9 protein-coding genes and 4 tRNA genes are annotated in these 17781 nt (G+C 39.7%); 10 read left to right on the plus strand and 3 right to left on the minus strand.

The window, feature by feature from the left end:
* Positions 1-11: 11 nt before the first annotated feature.
* Complete coding sequence (locus NYP69_RS06150; protein WP_116285570.1) at positions 12-1151, minus strand: ROK family protein; 1140 nt, start codon at positions 1149-1151, stop codon at positions 12-14.
* 278 nt (positions 1152-1429) lie between these two features.
* Here NYP69_RS06150 and NYP69_RS06155 point away from each other — a divergent pair, with 278 nt between their 5' ends.
* The 10 genes from NYP69_RS06155 (at position 1430) to NYP69_RS06200 (ending at position 8571) form a co-directional block, all read left to right on the plus strand.
* Positions 1430-2383: an ROK family protein gene (locus NYP69_RS06155; protein ID WP_016635535.1), complete on the plus strand. Its 954-nt coding sequence runs from the start codon at positions 1430-1432 to the stop codon at positions 2381-2383.
* A gap of 75 nt (positions 2384-2458) precedes the next feature.
* Positions 2459-3742 carry an ABC transporter substrate-binding protein gene (locus NYP69_RS06160; protein ID WP_004131797.1) on the plus strand — a complete coding sequence of 428 codons (1284 nt, stop codon included), beginning with the start codon at positions 2459-2461 and terminating at the stop codon, positions 3740-3742.
* On the plus strand, positions 3742-4713 hold the full coding sequence (locus NYP69_RS06165) for a carbohydrate ABC transporter permease (protein WP_020973646.1): 972 nt from the start codon (positions 3742-3744) through the stop codon (positions 4711-4713). Before NYP69_RS06160 ends, NYP69_RS06165 begins: the two co-directional genes overlap by 1 nt.
* Positions 4703-5545, plus strand: coding sequence for a carbohydrate ABC transporter permease (locus NYP69_RS06170; RefSeq protein WP_016635532.1), 843 nt, complete (start codon positions 4703-4705; stop codon positions 5543-5545). Before NYP69_RS06165 ends, NYP69_RS06170 begins: the two co-directional genes overlap by 11 nt.
* Before the next feature lies 1 nt (position 5546).
* Complete coding sequence (locus NYP69_RS06175; RefSeq protein ID WP_020973647.1) at positions 5547-7073, plus strand: DUF4127 family protein; 1527 nt, start codon at positions 5547-5549, stop codon at positions 7071-7073.
* A 42-nt stretch (positions 7074-7115) separates the two neighbouring features.
* Positions 7116-8066 (plus strand): acyltransferase domain-containing protein, encoded by a 951-nt coding sequence (locus NYP69_RS06180; RefSeq protein WP_473413037.1) that lies wholly within the window; start codon positions 7116-7118, stop codon positions 8064-8066.
* Between the two features lie 118 nt (positions 8067-8184).
* A tRNA-Gly gene (locus NYP69_RS06185) sits at positions 8185-8257 on the plus strand.
* A gap of 27 nt (positions 8258-8284) precedes the next feature.
* Positions 8285-8355 (plus strand) — tRNA-Cys (locus NYP69_RS06190).
* 31 nt (positions 8356-8386) lie between these two features.
* Positions 8387-8458 (plus strand) — tRNA-Val (locus NYP69_RS06195).
* A 40-nt stretch (positions 8459-8498) separates the two neighbouring features.
* Positions 8499-8571, plus strand: a tRNA-Val gene (locus NYP69_RS06200).
* A gap of 407 nt (positions 8572-8978) precedes the next feature.
* Here NYP69_RS06200 and NYP69_RS06205 read toward each other — a convergent pair.
* A complete protein-coding gene (locus NYP69_RS06205; protein WP_473413038.1) occupies positions 8979-9119 on the minus strand; it encodes a hypothetical protein in 141 nt (46 codons plus the stop codon).
* 61 nt (positions 9120-9180) lie between these two features.
* The gene (locus tag NYP69_RS06210) at positions 9181-17625 is read right to left on the minus strand and encodes a Rib/alpha-like domain-containing protein (RefSeq protein ID WP_473413039.1); all 8445 of its coding nucleotides are present in this window, start codon (positions 17623-17625) and stop codon (positions 9181-9183) included.
* Positions 17626-17781: the final 156 nt, after the last annotated feature.

Raw genomic sequence — 17781 nt, forward strand, 5'->3', positions numbered from 1 at the left:
ATTTTCGTATATTAAAGATGCATAATTCTGTTTTGAATAACAGAAATGCATTCTCCAATAAGAGTTATGTCGTTATTACACGTACAGCGTCTTACTGTGCACGAATGTTTTGGATTATAAGGGCCGTACTCTTGTATGGCTTCTTCCGTGGCGCTTATAAAGACTTTGTTTACAATGTCGGATGGTCCATAAATAACAACATCTGTTAAGTCTAAAAGATTAATAGTTGTTGTAAGAGCTTTTCCTAAATAATGTCCAGCTTCTGTTAGTATGTCTATTCTTGCTTGATTAGATGTGAACATTTTTTTATGCAATATTTCTGCAGATATATATGTTTCTAAACATCCCTTTTTTCCACATGTGCAAGTTGGACCATTAGGGTCAACGGTTATATGACCGATTTCTCCTGCAGAATTGTTTATGCCAGTAATTATTGCGTCATTTATTAATATAGATGCTCCAACGCCTAGTGATAATTGTATAAATATAGTGTTTGATACTCCGTTGCCGAAAAATCTTTCTGCTAGAAGTGCGCTATTTGTATCGTGGTCAATAATAATAGGGCAGTCAAAATATTTGTTTAATTCTTCTTTAAGATTTATATTTTCCCACTTAAGATTTAATGAACGTATAACTTTTCCGTTGTTGTCTACAATTCCAGGAACAGCAATGCCTATCCCTAATATATTATTGTTTGATTGCTTTATAAGAGTTTTGCACAATTCAACTATTTTGTCTGCGCTAACATCTGTGTTTTTGTATAGTGATATTTCTGATCGTTTTAATATATCTCCGCATAGGTTGAGGATTGCGCCTTGTATTAAGCATGGCTGAGAAATGTCAATAGCTATAATATTCCAATAAGTTGCATCAACTTCTAGTAATGTTCCTCTTTTACCACGTTCTATTTTTGATTCATGCCCACTTTCTATAAGCATGTGGTCATCTAGCATTTCGGATACAACGGTAGAGATTGATGCTTTTGAAAGTTCGGTCTTTCTTACAAGCATTGCTCTAGAGAGTATTTGCTTTGGGAATAAATAATTGAATACTAACATTCTATTATTTATTCTTGCATCTGCGGGTAGTGTTTTTTGAGAAACCGTCATCAGCTGATTTATCATCGACTGGGGTATTTGGGTATCTTCCATATTGCATCCCATCTTCAAGCCCTTTTATTTTTATATGTTACATATTATCAGATAAATATATAGTTTGGAACATATACTAAAAGATGTTTTTAGAAATTATTTTTTTGAATTTACGTTTTTTGTATTAATAAGTTATATTGCGAAACGCCTTTATTTTCAATGTTTTTTGATAAATATTATAAATGGTATTGCTTTTTTATTTTTTAGTGCAATAATTGTACTTAATCCAATAAATATGGACTTTACTTCAAGGTAGAGGTAATTGTAAGGAGTTTATTATGGCACTTGATTCGCCAATACGTATAGGTGTAGATGTTGGTGGCACAAAGGTGCTGTGTGCAGCTTTCGACACGCACAATAAGCCTATTGCGTATTCTCAAGTGTCTACTCATCAAGGAGAAAAAGAAATCGTTGATGAGGTGTGTAATCTCATATCAAAAGTGATTAAGCAAGTTAATAATATATATGGAAAGGAAGTTGATTTAAGTATCGGTATTGGAGTACCTGGATTAGTGAATCAAAACACTGGTTGCGTATGTGAATCGGTGAATTTGGGATCGCATAATCTAGATTTCAAATCTGAAATCTTAAATAGATTTGGAATAAATGCCTACATTGATAACGATGTTAATGCTGCAGCCTTTGGTGCATACCATTATTATGGAGCAAATTCAAGCAGCTTAGTGTTCTTGAATTTAGGCACTGGTGTTTCGGCAGGAGTAGTTATTAATGGGTTGCTTTTCCACGGTTCAACTGGGATTGCGGGAGAGATAGGGCACATAGTTGCAGATAAAGATGGTGCAATGTGCCCATGCGGTCAGCGTGGGTGTGTAGAAACAATAATATCTGGAAGTGCTTTAGCGCAAATGTGGCCTACCAAAAATGGATATCCTATTGCATCGTTACTAAGAGAAGTCTCCAATAAAAATGAAAAGGCTGAAAAGGTCTGGCATAAATTCATATTCACGCTTGTAAGCACAATACAAATGCTCACAGTAACTTTTGACCCAAAAATTATTGTTATCGGCGGTGGCATAAGCAAGATAGGAACAATTTTATTAAAGGATATACAAAAAGTTATTGGTGGACTTGAGACAAAATCGCCATTTTTGTCCTCATTAAATATATCTAATCGTCTAGTGATTGCAGATCAAGAGGTGTTTTTTGGTGCGTTAGGAGCAGCTCTTATCGGCAATCACAATGACGATATAAAAAAGGAGGGAAATAATTAATTACATACATTTTCCAACTAGATATTGCTAATACGTAACTGTTAATACATAAATTGATTTCAAAGGAGAAACATTATGAATGCTATTGGTAAAGGTGTTATTGCTGGATGCGTCTCAATCGCAGCCGCACTATCGTTATGCGCATGCGGTTCTTCTGCAAATAATTCCGAATCTTCTACAGTATCTTTCCAAACTTGGAACCTTAAGAACGATACTTACACTCCATATTTTACAAAACTTATTAGTGAGTTTGAAAAAGAAAATCCTGGAGTAAAAGTCAAGTGGGTCGATCAGCCTGCAGAAAACTATGATTCAAAGTTATCTACGGATGCTGCAGCTGGTCAATTGCCAGATATTGTAAATGTTAATGAACAGCAAGCATACAATCTTGCAAAGTCTGGAGCGTTGCTGAATCTTAGTAAAGAAGCTGCAGGAATGGCCAAGGACTATTTGCCTCAGGTTTGGGATGGATCTAAATTCTCGGGCAATGGTATTGACGAAGGAGTCTACGGATTCCCATGGTACTTGAATATTGATGTTGCTTATTTGAATAAGGATGTTTTTGCTAACTGCGGTCTAGACATTAATAAGCCGCCAAAAACCTACAATGATTTATTCGATCAGGCAAATACGGTTAATGAAAAATGCGGTGGTAAGAGCTACATGATTGCTGTTCCATACGTATTCCCTTCGCAGTTTGAAGAGTATGGTGTTAACTTCTTGAGTAAAGACAGATCAAAGTTTACCTTTAACTCTAGCAAGGGTGTTGAGTATATTCAGCATTATGCAGATCTTTATAAGAAGGGTGCCATTCCTAAAGATGGAATGAACGCAAACATAATTAACGCAGAGAAACTATATTTCCAAGGAAACATAGCGTATATGCTTGATTCAACTTCTTCTGTTGCCGCATTTAAGGCAAATGCTCCGCAAGTCTATAAGCAACTTGATGTAGCACCATTGGCAACAAACAAGAAGAATACACTTAACCCAATGCTAATGGCAGTAAATTCTCAAACAAAGAATAAGAAAATGGCTTTGAAGCTCGCTAACTTCTTAACAAACAAGAAGAATCAAGTTGAGTTTTCTAAGAAGTCAAATACTTATCCTTCTGCAGCTGGCGCAATGGATGATCCATTCTTTAAGAGCATTGACGAATCTACTATAGAAGGCAAGGTTCTTAAAGTTGCTAAGGAAGAAATTGACAATGGTACTGTTGCAAACTTCCCACCAGAGATTTCCGATACTGACGGCGTAAACTATCTATCTCCTGAATTAACTCAGGCAATTCAAGGAGAAAAGGGAGTTAAAGAAGCGCTTGATAAAGCAGTTGCTGCACTAAACGACAGGTTAAAGTAATGATTTCTCCTATGAATAATCCACAAGCCGAGTCGGCAGTGAGTCGCAGCAATGCGGCTCCTGCCCCTCGGGGCATCTTCCGTAAAAAATTTAACGAAGATGGGTGCATATCTTGGTTATTTGTTCTGCCAGCTTTAATCATACTTATATTGTTTTGCATTTATCCGTTTATAAACACCATCTTAAGATCTTTTACAAACGCTAGAATGCTTATACCTGGGCACAATGTTGGATTTGCAAATTACGTAAAACTATTTGGCGATAGTCGTTTTGTAACTGCTATTTTCAATTCTGCTTTATACACAGTATGCGTTGTGCCATTTATGATTATTTTGCCTCTTATACTTGCTGCTTTAGTGAGTAAAGATTCAAAAATAATAGGATTCTTTAGAACAACCTACTACTTCCCAGTAGTGTTGTCTGCAGTGGTAATAGGGCTTATCTGGACTAACTTGCTCGATACAAGGGGATTAGTTAATTCCATTCTACAGATGATTCACGTAGTAACAGGGCCATTGCCATTCCTTACAGACAGATGGCTAACAATTTTTAGTGCAATGTTTGTAACAATATGGTTAGGTCTTGGATATTACATGATTATTTATTTAGCAGCTTTAGCTAACATAAATAAATCATTGTACGAAGCTGCCGATATAGACGGAGCTGGAATAATGCGCAAATTCTTCTGCATTACAGTACCAGGAGTTAGATCCACAATGACTCTAATAATGATGCTTTCGTCTGTAGCAGCATTCCGAGTGTTTAACGAGGTGTATGTAATTACTCGTGGTACAGGCGGAATAGGCGGAAAAGACATAACAATGACAATGCTGATTCAGCAAGAAGGAACAGGATTGAGTGCTCGTACTGGCTATGCTAGTGCAATAAGCGTTGTTCTGTTAATTATTGTTGGTTTTATAACAGTTATTCAGCAAATATTTGTTCACAGGGGTGCTGGAGATGAAAACTAATAACACTCATCGCGTTAGAATCGGAACGATAGTTCAATATTGCATTCTTGTATTAGTGTTCATATTGCTAGCTGGTCCATTGGTATGGGAAATTGCACTAGCATTTAAGGGCCCTAATGACAATGTTTTTGCAATGCCTCCGTATTTGATTCCGCATGATTTTACAGTGCAAAATTTTGTAAAAGCATTTAGAACAGTTCCTATACTTCACTATTTGTGCAATACCCTGATTGTTGTAGCAATGAATGTTTTGGGGAATATAATCGGATGCTCAATGGCTGGATATGCTTTTGGGTGCTTAAAGTTTAAGTTTAGTAAAATCGGTTATTTGCTTTTTGTTGCAGCAATCATCATGCCATGCGAAGGTATTCTTGTTTCTACATTCCTTCTAGTAAAAGGTATGGGATTAACGAATACTCTGTTTGGTTTGGCTTTGCCTGGTTTGATTGGCCCGTTAAACGTATTGCTTATGGTAAATGCGTTTAAATCTGTTCCGCAAGATTTACTAGAAGCTTCAAAAGTAGATGGAGCGAATATTTGGCAAAGATTCGTGTATGTAGCATTGCCGCAGGTAAAAGGAACACTTACTGTTATTGGAATATTGTCGTTTGTTGGAAGCTACAACGACTTCTTGTGGCCATTGGTTGCATTAAGCGATGACGATAAATATACGCTTACTGTTGGCTTGAATCGTTTACAAGGAACGTTCTATACGGATCCTAGATTAGTTGCGGCTGGTGCAATAATATCGCTTGTTCCTATAGTTGTATTCTTTGCTTTATTCCAAAAGCATCTTTACAAAGGATTACAAGAAGGTGGGTTGAAAGGTTAAAATGAAAGTCTTATTTCTTCCATTAGACGAGCGACCTTGTAACTATAAGTTCCCAGAACTCTTAGCTAAAAGTAGTGATTTTGACCTTGTAAATGTGCCGTTGGAATTATTAGGCAATAAAAAACAGTCTGCAGATATTAATGGAATAGTTGATTTCTTGATGGATAATGCCAAAAAATGTGATATTGCTATAATATCTGCAGACATGCTTGTGTATGGGGGATTGGTTCCTTCAAGAGTACATAATTTACAAAGCGATTGTTTGCAAAGTCGCCTGCGCGTATTAGAAAAGCTCAAAAAAGTTAATCCAAATATGACTTTATTTGTTTTTTGCACTGTTATGCGCGCGCCTGCGTATAACAGCAGCGATGAGGAGCCTGATTATTACGCAGAATATGGTAGGAGTCTTTATTTAAGAGCATATCTGAGTGATAAAAAGATTAGATGCAATGATCTAACACAATCGCAGGAGAAAGAGTTAGAATCTTTTGATATCCCTCAATATGTTATTGATGATTATGAAAATCGTCGTGATAAAAATCTTGGTATTAATATATCAATTCTTGATTTAGTAGCAAATAATACTATTGATTATCTTATTTTTCCACAAGACGATTCTAGTCCATACGGATATACTGCAGTATCTCAAAGAAGACTTCAATCAGCTGTTTATTCTAAGAGGTTAAACAGTAGAGTTGCTATGTATCCTGGATCAGATGAAGTTGGCATGACTCTGCTTGCAAGAGCGTTTTGTAAATCGCATAGAATAAAGCCTGCTATAAGTGTTGAATATTCGTCTATATTAGGGCCAACAATAGTTCCTTCTTACGAAGATAGGCCTATGTTTGAAAGCCTAAAATCTCATGTTTTAGCTTGTGGAGCAAGGCTTTTAGAAAATTGGGAAGATAGCGATTTAGGTGATTTAAGTGGTTTAAGTGGACTAAACAACATTTGTTTAATGATTAATGCTCCTGGAAAAGTTATGCAAGAAGCAGAATTTTCTGTATCTAATCATGATGTAACGTACGACACGTATAGAAATTTAAATTATTTTACTAATCATATCTGCACTCTAGTTGAATCTGGTAAGAAAGTTGCATTATGTGATAGTGCGTATTCAAATGGTGGGGATTTGCAATTATTAACTTTGCTAGATGATAATAACGTTTTAGACAGAATTATTAGTTATGCGGGATGGAATACAAATTGCAATACTTTGGGAACAGTTTTATCTCAAGCAATTTTAGGCATTGATTCAAAAAGTATAAAGAAAAATATTGCATATAGAATAATCGAAGATGCGTTATATCAATCAAATATTCGATGGAATATAGCTAATAGGATTGATAATTATGGTGGTAATTATTTTGATGTAAAGCCATGCGAAGCGTGGGCTAAGTGCGAAGCTAAAAACTTGTTGCAGAAAGAGTATAGCAAGTTGAATTTATCAAAAGCGCTTCCTTTGAAAATCAATAATGTAGATTTTCCATGGAAAAGGATGTTTGAAGTTAATTTTGATTTGTTGTGAGGCTTGTTGTGAGTTTATTGTGAGGCTTATTGTGAGGTAAAAATGTGTGATTTGTTAAAAGAAGATGAAAAGTCATACCTAATTTTGCAGACTGCAGAAGATGTTGAAAATCTGTGTAACGAATTGCATTTTGATGATTGCCTAACGCGCACAATAGTACAATCTTTTAAAAATATAGATATTTCTGTTTTGATGGATTGCATACAAGACCTTTTTAATGACGGGTTTAATCAAGAGCTAGCAGTTGCAAAATTGAATGAATATTGTGCTGATGATAGCGGAATGCGGATTCTTTCAATATTTATGGTATGCGTTCTTTTGGTGCGTAGAAGATATGAACAAGCTGGAATTAAAGATGAAGTCTTTTTAAGTACTTTTGGTTTTATTAAAAGATTTGTTAAGAAGATTCGTGTTGGCAAGTATCCTTTTGTTTTTAGTGAAGAATTTTGGTTTCCACGTCTTCTTTCTATGAAAATATTTAGATTAGGTGAATTAGAATTTGAGTTTTGCAAAAGGCAAAATCTGGTAAGCGTGCATATTCCGTCTGATGCAAAGTTAAGCATAGAAAATTTAACGATAAGTTTTATGTTGGCTAATGAGTTTATAGATAAGTACATTCCTGAGTTAAAGAATTGCACTTTTTATTGCATATCGTGGCTGCTTGATCCTGCTTTAGATAAGTTGCTACCAGAAAAGTCGAATATTCGAGTATTTAGATCTATGTTTCGAGTTTTTGGAATTGCGTATTCTGACGACTATAAGCGTTGGGTTTTTGGAGAAAATTGCAAGATTTTTGGGCGTGGTGAAAATGGTGTAAATTGTGGCAAGGAAAACAATGTAGAAGCGTGTGGGGAAGTGCGCAAGGAAAGTGACATGGAAAGTGGCATGGAAAGTGGCAAGATGGAAACAAGTTTGCAAAAAAATATTAGGGAATATGTTGAAAATGGGGGAAGGATGGCGATTGGGTACGGAGTTTTAAAGAATGTTAGGTAGAAAATTTAACAGTGTTTGCTATTCGACACGCCAACGGGCGGCGGACTTGAATTTATAAATATTTCTGGTATAGTAGTTACTCGTGCTTCGGACTGGCATTAGTTAGCGAGAAAGCATTGCGGACATAGCTTAGTTGGTAAAGCGCAACCTTGCCAAGGTTGAGACCGCGGGTTCGAGTCCCGTTGTCCGCTCTAGGTCTGGTGAGTTATCGGCCTTGTGGTGGGTTAGCCAAGCGGTTAGGCAGCGGCCTGCAAAGCCGTATAGATGAGTTCGACTCTCGTACCCACCTCGATTGAGCGTGTTAGCTTAATAAACAACCTGGGCGGTTGGCGCAGTGGTAGCGCACTTCCCTGACACGGAAGGGGTCACAAGTTCGAACCTTGTATCGCCCACTCGAAAGGATTGCCTTTCACGCATAATTAAAAAAATTTTGGGTGATTGGCGCAGCGGCTAGCGCACTTCCTTCACACGGAAGGGGTCATAGGTTCGATTCCTATATCACCCACAATATGTTTGTTTTCGCGGTATTTTGCCGCGTTTTTTTTTACTCATTGACGTTAGCGCGCTTAGGCTGCGCGAACGACACGATCTGTTTTCCGCTTTTTGTACCATTTTTAGGTCAAATATAGTACAAAATGCGGAAGTTTTTTCCGGGTTTTGTACGTAATTTAGGTGGAATATGGTACAAAGTGCGGAAATATCGTTCGCGCAGGTTAGCTGCAGAATTCAGAAAAGCGGGTAACAAAAGGCCCAGAGCAATCGCTCCAGGCCTTTGTTTGTTGGTTTATAGTTACTTAGCGCGTGCTAGCTAGTTGCGCTTCTTGCGGCGAGATACAGCCCTTCCTGCAGCACCCATGCCAGCAAGCATCGCAGACGCAAGAGCACTTAATGCAACACCAACGCCAGTATTGCCTAGCGCACCCTTACCTCTTCTAAATCCACTATTAGATCCACTATTGCGAGATTGGTTTCCATGATTATTGCTGCCATTCTTGTTTGCGTTGTTGGCGTTGTTTGCGTTGTTGGCGTGGCTTCCGCTATCGCCACTACCATTATCGCCGCTATCATCGCCACTACCACTGTCTCCGCTTCCGCTATCGCCACTACCACCGTCTCAAGGCTGCGCAATCGTGCCTGTAACAGTACTAGACGAGCCTTCAGCAGTGTTATCAGTGCTATTCTTTGCAACAGCGGTGATCGTGCTTCCGTCTTTAACGTTTGCAGCTGGAATCGTAACAACGCCAGTCTTTGGATCAACAGTTACGCCGTCAGGCGCAGAGCCATCAATCTTCCACACGCGCTTATCGCCCTCGGCGATAACGGTGATTGTAACAGTTTGCGGCGTGCTTCCGTCGCCTTCAGGCGTATACGTAATAACAACCTTATCTATGCGCGTATCCGTAAGATTTGGCGTTATTGTGGCACTTCCGTCTGCAGGCGTGTCTATGCGTGGAACGGCAATATCTCCGCCAACCGTTACTTCAACAGTGTTTCCAGTCTTAGCAAAATCACCTGTGCCGTTTGTAGGCGTAAGGTTTACAATCGCGCCAGGCGTTTGCTTGTTGATAGTAATAGTGAAGTTGCCATTCTTATCTGCAACGCCTGTTCCGATTTGCTTTCCATCTTTGTCGGTAACAGTTACTGTTGCGCCCGGAATAGTCTTTCCAGTGATGATTTGCTTAGTAGAATCATCTGGATTATCTTTCAGTGTTTGCTCGCTAATCTGTGGAGTCTTAAAGCCAGTCACAGCAGTAGCAGGATCAGATGGTTTGTCTGTCTTGTTCTTAGATACTGCAGTAATAGTGCTGCCATCCTCCAAATTCTTTGCTGGAATAGTAACAACGCCAGTCTTTGGATCAACAGTTACGCCATCTGGAGCGTCTCCGTCAATCTTCCACTTACCATCGTTATCCTTCTTAGCAATAATTGTGCGAACTGGCTGTTCTGGACCATTGATTGAATTTGGCTTAGCATTGATTTCAATCTTTACAACCGTTGTGTCGCCAGTTGGCGGAGTTACAGTTACGTTTCCGTCGTTCTTCTGGTTGTCGGTTGGTACCGTAATCGTTGGCTTTTGTGGTTTAGCCGTGACGGTTACTTCTACTGGAGTGCCTTCTTCATTACCTTTGCTTGGAACAAGCTTGAGTGTTGTACCAGGATCCTTCTTATCGATTTCGATAGTGAAGTTTCCGTCTTCGTTGGCAGTTCCAGTACCAACAGTATTACCGCCATTGTCTTTGACAGTTACGGTGTTTCCTGGCTGAGTTTTACCAGTAATAGTGGTCTTATCAGGCTTAGTTGGCGTGTTTTCAGCATTGCCATCATTAATAAATGGCTTGTCTGTAACGTTTAGAGTTACTTGCACTTCTACTGGGTTATTTACGCCTGGAATCTTGACGAGCACAGTGCCTTTAGTGGTGCCTGGCTTGTCAGTATTTGGAGCAGCATCTTTCTTCCAGTCGAAGGTGGTTCCCTGAGGTAAATCATCTTTGTTGGAGATGCTGTCTTCTGGCTTTGGCTTGGCGTTTACTGGCACGCTCACCGTCTTGCCTTCTGGATTTGGCACAACAAGCACGTTTACAGGCACATCTACAGGAGTCATTCCTGGAACCGTAATAGTCACAACGCTTGGCTGGTTGCCAGTCTTTGACGTATCAGGCTTCTTCTTCCAAGAAACATCAGCATTCTCAGGCAAATCGCTATGATTCTTAATAACTTCCTGTGGCTGAGGAGTGGTATCCTTGCCGCCAGTCTTTTGCAGCACGGTTACGTCTTTTCCTTCAGGAGATGCTGTAACAGTAATTTTTACAGTCACTTCTTGAGGATCTTGCCCTGGAATCTTTACAATCACAGTGCCGTCAACAGTGCCTGGCTTGTCTGTCTTTGGAGCAGCACCTTTCTTCCACTCGAAGGTGGTTCCCTTAGGTAACTTATCGTTGTCTTTAATGCTGTTCTTAGGATCTGGATCGCTGTTCTGAATGACGGAGGTGTCCTGCGCTGTAGGCGCAGGGTTTACGTTCACAGTAACTTTGGCTTTCACTGGATCTTTCACACCTGGGATATGAACGAGCACAGTGCCAGTAGCAGGACCCGTCTTGTCGGTCTTTGGCTCGTCATCCTTCTTCCAGTCGAAGGTGGTTCCCTTAGGGAACTTATCCTTATTAGCAATACCCTTCGATGCGTCTGGAAGTTTGTCGCCAACCTTCACGTTAACAACATTCGTTTCTGGATTTGGCGTAACGTTCACTGTTACAGGCACCTCTACAGGGGATTGGCCTGGTAGGGTGACTAGTATAACTCCATCTTTCTTTCCAGAGTTGCTGGTATCTGGTGTATTCTCAGGTTTCCATGTAAAGGTAGTTCCGCTAGGATACTTATTCGTTTCGCTAGAATCCTTAATAACATCCTTAGCATCTGGCAACTTGCCTTTTTGTGGCACGTTGACTTCAGATGCACTTGGGTCAACAACGTTAACCTTTACTGGCACTTCTTGAGTAGTAGATCCAGGAATAGTGATCTTTACTTTTCCGGACTTGTTGTTGCCTTCCTCAGATGTGTCTGGTTTTTCGGTCCACTCGAAGATGGTGCCATCAGGGAACTTATCCTTATTAGAAATCATGTCTTCTGGCTTAGGTTCCGCACCCTTTGGCACAGTCATGCCAGTTTTCGCTTGTGGCTTTGGAGCCTTAATAATTACAGGCACGTTGATCAAGGTTTTTGATCCATCCGGATACGTAACCGTTACAGGCACCTCAAACTTGCCAGCCTTATCTCCAGCAGGGATCTGAGCCTTATCACTATCAGCAATAGAGTAAGTTGGATTATCTTTTTCGCCTGCTGGCCAATTAGGAATCGTAACCTTACTTGTAATGTCGCTATCCGAAGGCTTTCCGCTGTCGATATTTCTTTCAAGTGGTTCAGCTTGTGGAGTATGCGTATTCGCATCCGCATCCTTAACAACCACATGAACATTTACAGTGTCAGTTGTGCCATCTGGGTAAGTAACAGTAACCGGCACGTTGCTTTCGCTTGGAGTATTAGTATTTGGAAGCGTTGCTCCAGTTCCTACATTCTTATTCGGTTGCTTTTTGCCGGTTGGATAATTAGGCACACTTACTTGACCGGTAATATCGTCATTGCTAATCGTTTCGCCGTGCTTCTTCGTAAGAGTTTTAGCGGTTGGTTCGTAAGAGTCGGAATCCTTATTCAAGATTGTAACGTTTACGTCCACATCTTCGCTTGTGCCGTCCGGATAAGTTACTGTTACAGGTACTGTGTAAGCTCCAGGCTCTGAGTTTCCTCCTGGAATCTTCTTAGTGTCCTTGACTTTGTAAGAGATTTTAGTTGCATCTCCAACAAAGTGTGGAACCGTAACCTTATCAGTAATATCCTTATCGCTAATAGTTGAGCCGTAAGGCTTTTCTAGCGTAGAAGACGTTGGCGTGTAAATATCCTTGTCAGTGTCCTTAACTACCACTGGAACTTCAAGAACAACTTCTGACCCATCTGGGTATGTGACCTTAACAGGAACATTAGTTGTGCCAGTCTTAGTCATATCAGGCAAGTTGTTTTTGTTTACAAGCTCTACTTTTGTTTTGCTCTTATCCGGGGTCTTGCCATCAACTGTAGAAGTCTTTACAGCATTCTTAATGTCATCAGCTGTGATTTCATCACCACGGTTTTTCTTAACTTCGTTTGCGCTTGGTGCGTAAGTCTTAGTATCAGGATCTCCAGTAGTAACTTTTACTGTAACGCGAGATTTGGAGCCATCAGAATACTCGATACTAACGTTAATATTTACGTCGCCAGGAGTCTTACCATTTGGAATATCGCTAGCGTTTTCAACAGTTACTGAAGTTGGATTAGGTTTACTACCGTCAAAAGTAACGTGCTTCTTTACTTCAGCTTCGTTAGTTGTTTTACCATATTCCTTCGTTATATTAGTAACAGTTGGATTATTTGTTTCGCTTTGTGGCTTGTTAATTTTTACCTTAACAACTGTATGATCTTCTGAACCGTCCTTGTATGTAATTGTTACAGGAACAGTAAAATCGCCAGCTTTAGTTCCGTCTGGAATATTACTTGGGTTGTCAATAGCAATATTTGCGCCAGTAGGAAGCGCTGTATCTTTACCATGATTATCTTTAAGACTAATGCCTTTATCCTTGCCAACACCAGTAATTTTACCGGATATGTTGTCAGTCTTTGGCTTCGAGTTGTAAGCAAACGTAAGCGTATTGCCTTGTGGGTTGTAGCTCTTGCTCTGCGGCTCGCCAATCTTAACTTTTACTGTGGCGTATCCAACAGAGTTATCGCTATACGTTATCTTTACAGGAACTTCATATATGCCAGGTTCAGTTCCTCTAGGAATCTTGGTTTCGTCTGCAATCTTAATTGTTGTTCCTGCAGGAATTTTGTTCTTAGGCCAAGATATTCCGCCGCCAGTAGAAGTGCTTGTTATGGAATCTTCTATTTGCTTCTTAGTAGAGCCGTAAGACTTATCAACCTCGTTTGTAGTAGGTTTATAAGTCTTACTCATTGGCTCTTGGATGGTAATAGGCACTTCGACTTCTGTTGTAGAACCATCTGGATAAGTAACAATAGCTGTTATTGTGGAGTTTCCAGGAGTGCTTCCATCTGGTAAAGTTTGGCCAGTTTTTACAGAAACTACTGGTTTCTTAGTTTTGTCTTTATTTGTATAGTCAGTTGTTACTGCTTTCTTTATATCGTCTTCTGTTACTTTTTTACCGTTTTGCTTAGTAATACGCGTAGCGGTTGCAGTGTGTTCCTCCGCGCTTGTATATACAGCAATCTGAATAGGGAGTTTAGAACTATTACCAGCCTCGTCTGTTACAGTAACAGTACGGCTCCAATATTGGCTTGTTCCTTCGTTGGTTGGTGCTGTACCAGTTATATGAACAATAGCAGGGTTCTTAACACTGTGGTTGCCTGCATTGTCAACTGTTAAATTAGTATTAGTGATTCCGCAATCAGGTACATTGTTATCCAAGATTGCGCCGACTATTTTGCCAGTGTTGTCGTGAACTTTCAGTGTAAGATCAAACTTCTCACCGCGATGAACTTTCAGTAAGTAATGATCTTTGCTTCCATGTTTTGCTGTTCCTAAATCAGGCTTTTCAATAACAGGCTTAATTGTATCCGTAACAGTAAGCTTTGGTGAAACGTCTACGTGAGAACCATCTGGGAATGTTATGCGAATCTTAACTTCGCTCTGTTCGCCAGGTTTATTCCAATCTGGTTCCTTAACCCAAGAATAAGTAGTGCCGGTTGGGAAGTCTTTCTTGCTGGTTTCCGAGATACCATCCTCAGCCTTTGGATGATTATTATTGTTGCCATCAGCAGGAATGTTGTGAGTTATATCCTTTGGAGTAATCTTGTTAAATTTATCTGCTTGAGTGTGCACAATAAAGCGAATTGGAAGGTTTGTTTGATTTCCAGAATCATCAACTGCTATAAGATTACTAGAGTATGATCCGGCAGCCGCGCCATTCGGCACAGTTCCTGCAATCTTTATTGCTCGAGGATCTTGTTCAGAACCAACACCTTTCTTTGTTGCAAAATCAGATGAAGACATGCCTGTTAATAAACTGCTAATCTTCAAATCTGTAACTTTGCCACTGTTGTCGGTTGCTGTTACTTTTAGTTCGCACTTGTCACCGTGGTACGTGTCAATCTTTGTGTAGCTTACTTTGCCTTCAGCAATCTTTTCGGTTACTTCAGTCCAAGTGTTACCAGGGCCTTTCTTGTACACCTTTATTACTGGTTTTACTTTATCTTGAACTGTTACAGCTACATCAATATCCTTAGCTTCTACTCCAGGAATGCTGACTTTTACTGTGCCTCGCTTTTCATTTCCAGTTGAGTCGGTTCCAGGTTTATTAACCCAAGTGTATGTTGTTCCAGAAGGAATATTTTTGCTGTTTTCAAATATCTTCTTAGCGTCATCATTAGTAAGTTCATGACCTAAGTCAACGGTAATAGGATTTGCTTTTAGCTCGTAAGGTTGCTTAACTGTTAGCTTAACTTCCTTCTCAGTTTTGTTTCCAGCTGCATCAGTAACTGAGAACTTGAGTTTATGTTCTCCAACTTCACTTGCTTTCATGCCAAGTATCGTAATTTTTACTTTGCGATTTTTTGGATCATCTTGTTTGCCTTGGTATTCAATCTTCAAACGTGAAAAATCATTATTTACAAGTCCCGCTAATGGAGCTGCAATATTGAAGTCGTCAATTTTAATATCATCTGTTGCTTCAAGATTAAAGCTTAAGTTTTCTCCAACTTTTGCAGTTGCATCGTTTGCTGTAAGTGTTGGCTTTTGTCTATCTTCTGTAGCTTGGTGATTGTCACTTCTATCGGAAGATAAATTGAAGGTATTTGTATGTTTATCCTGATGATTGTTGTATGAACTGCTTGTAATCGCATACACATTTCCTGCAGGTATGCTATTAGCTACAGTAATAGTTGCCTTACCGTCTTTGATTTCGGTAGTAGAGCCAATTGCGTTATTGTTGGCATCGTATAATGTAACTTTGTTTGTGGCACCTGGTATAAACCCAGTGCCGACGTTTACTACTACTTTCTGGTTTTTAATTTTTGCTCGACCGTTCAAATCTGTTTCAATAACAGGTGTTTTCGGCTTAACGTTAAATGTTACAGTAGTATCTTTGTGGCTACCGTCTGTGTAATGCACTCTGACAGTGTTATTAAAGTTGCCAATTGTGCTGGAATTAGGTGTTCCGCCGTACCATTCTACTTTTTGCGGCTTAACTTTATTGTCAGAATTATTTTCGAGTGTTATGTAATCGCTTGGTTGTTTAAGTTTATCCCCAACGGTTACAGTGTTCTCGCTTCCTTTTGGTGCGTGCTCAAAAGCAAGTGGCTTTTTAACTATTACAGGAATGTTCACTAGATGGTAGGATCCATCTGCATATATGATTTTTGATGCGACTTGCAGAGTGTTCTTAGAATGTTTGAAACGGCTTTCGGATAGATTTGTCTTTGGCAACTTCTTGTCAATAAAAGTTATTTCGCCATTTCCATCATTGTCTTTTATCTGCTTTATAAGCTCGTCTTTAGTAAGCTCATGCCCCCAATCAACAGTAAGTGGGGTAGCGGTTGGAGCCTTGTACTTCTGGTTCAGATTCTTAAGATGTACAGTGACTTTCTTTTCTGCTTTGTTGCCAGAAGCGTCGGTTGCAGAAACAGTAATCGTGTAGTCGGAGTTTACTGGCGTCTTGCCATCCTTGTGCTCAAACTTAACGTCTTTAATTTCGTGTTTGTAAGGCTTCTTTTCAGTCGCGTCAAAGCCGTCCTTATTACTCTCATTAAAGTTTGCGTTTATACCGTTAGGGAATCCACCTACGGAGAACTTCGTCACCTTTTCGCTATTGTCGGACGTGCTGAAAGTGAAGGTGTTGCTTTCGCCCTGATACACGGTAATGCTGTTGTTGTCCTTATCGCCAATTTCCTTGCCATTAAAATACAGCTTTGGAGGGATTTTATCGCTTTTTGTGCGAGGGAAGTTCTCGTCTTGTGTGCGACCAGAAATAAACGTGTAAGCAGAGTTAGTTGTTTTACCATAAGAGCTACTGTTTGCCCAAGTAAAAGCGTTTTGAATGTCGTCTATGGTTGCGTCTTGGCGCAGCTTCAACTTGCAGTGCATGTGAACAGCATAATTTGCATTAGTAGTTCTTAAGCCAATGCCGTAGCTTTTTCCTGAATATGGTCCATAAAGTTTTACTGCTTTTTCAATAACAGGATCCACTTTTCCGTTATTTGATCTAGCGTTATTGTGGAATGTTTCACTTAAGTCGCGATTGTAGCTGTTTCCTCCTCTTATGCCTAATGTGTATAAGTATGTTGAGCCTGCGTGATCTTTACCATTGTTTAAGAAATTAACGTTAAAAGATTTGCTATCGTCTTTGCTGAACAATTTAATATCACGCGAAAGCATCGCGTTTGTTGCTTGAGGAGAATTATTGTTTCGTTGATAGAAGTCGAAGCTCAAATCGCTGATAGTATCGTTTTTATATCCTCCATTGTTTAAGTCTGCAACTGTAAAAGGAATCTGCCACACGTATTGATGCTGGCTAGAATGAGTGACCATTGATTTGCCGTCGTTGTTGAAGAACACATCGAAGACTAAATACTTAGCACCGTTGTTTTCTTCAACGTGTGCATACATATCCGATTTCTTGGTGGTGTTATCGTAATCACCCAAATCGGCTGTTGAGCCAGTTTTTCCATTGCTGTTAACAAAACGATACCTTTGGAACTCAAGAATGTTTGGCGTATGTAGCCAAGGAGTATTTTTTGCATCACTCACTTGAGATGCAAATGCCGCTGTAGTTGGAGGAAGAAGAATATTAGAGGATGCGAGGATTGGCTGACCGCCCAAGCAGGTGGCTGCAGTAAGAACCGTTGTAAGTGCGCTAAGTGACAGTTTGCGTGCGGTTGATGCGCTAAAATCGGCGCTTACGTTTACAAGTGAGCGATACTCTTGATTGCGAGCGTGCTTTTGGCGAGTGTTCTTTGCCATAATAATCCCCATTCTTTTTGTGTTCTTCTTTTATTCGGCCGCTTTGTGGAGCATGCGATGCATTGCGATTGCTAATGTGTGCTTAACATGTATGCATTCAAGCTTTGCTCAATTACATGAACAGATAAATATTCATCAATTCAAGATATTATATCG

Source organism: Gardnerella sp. c17Ua_118 (assembly GCF_055804255.1).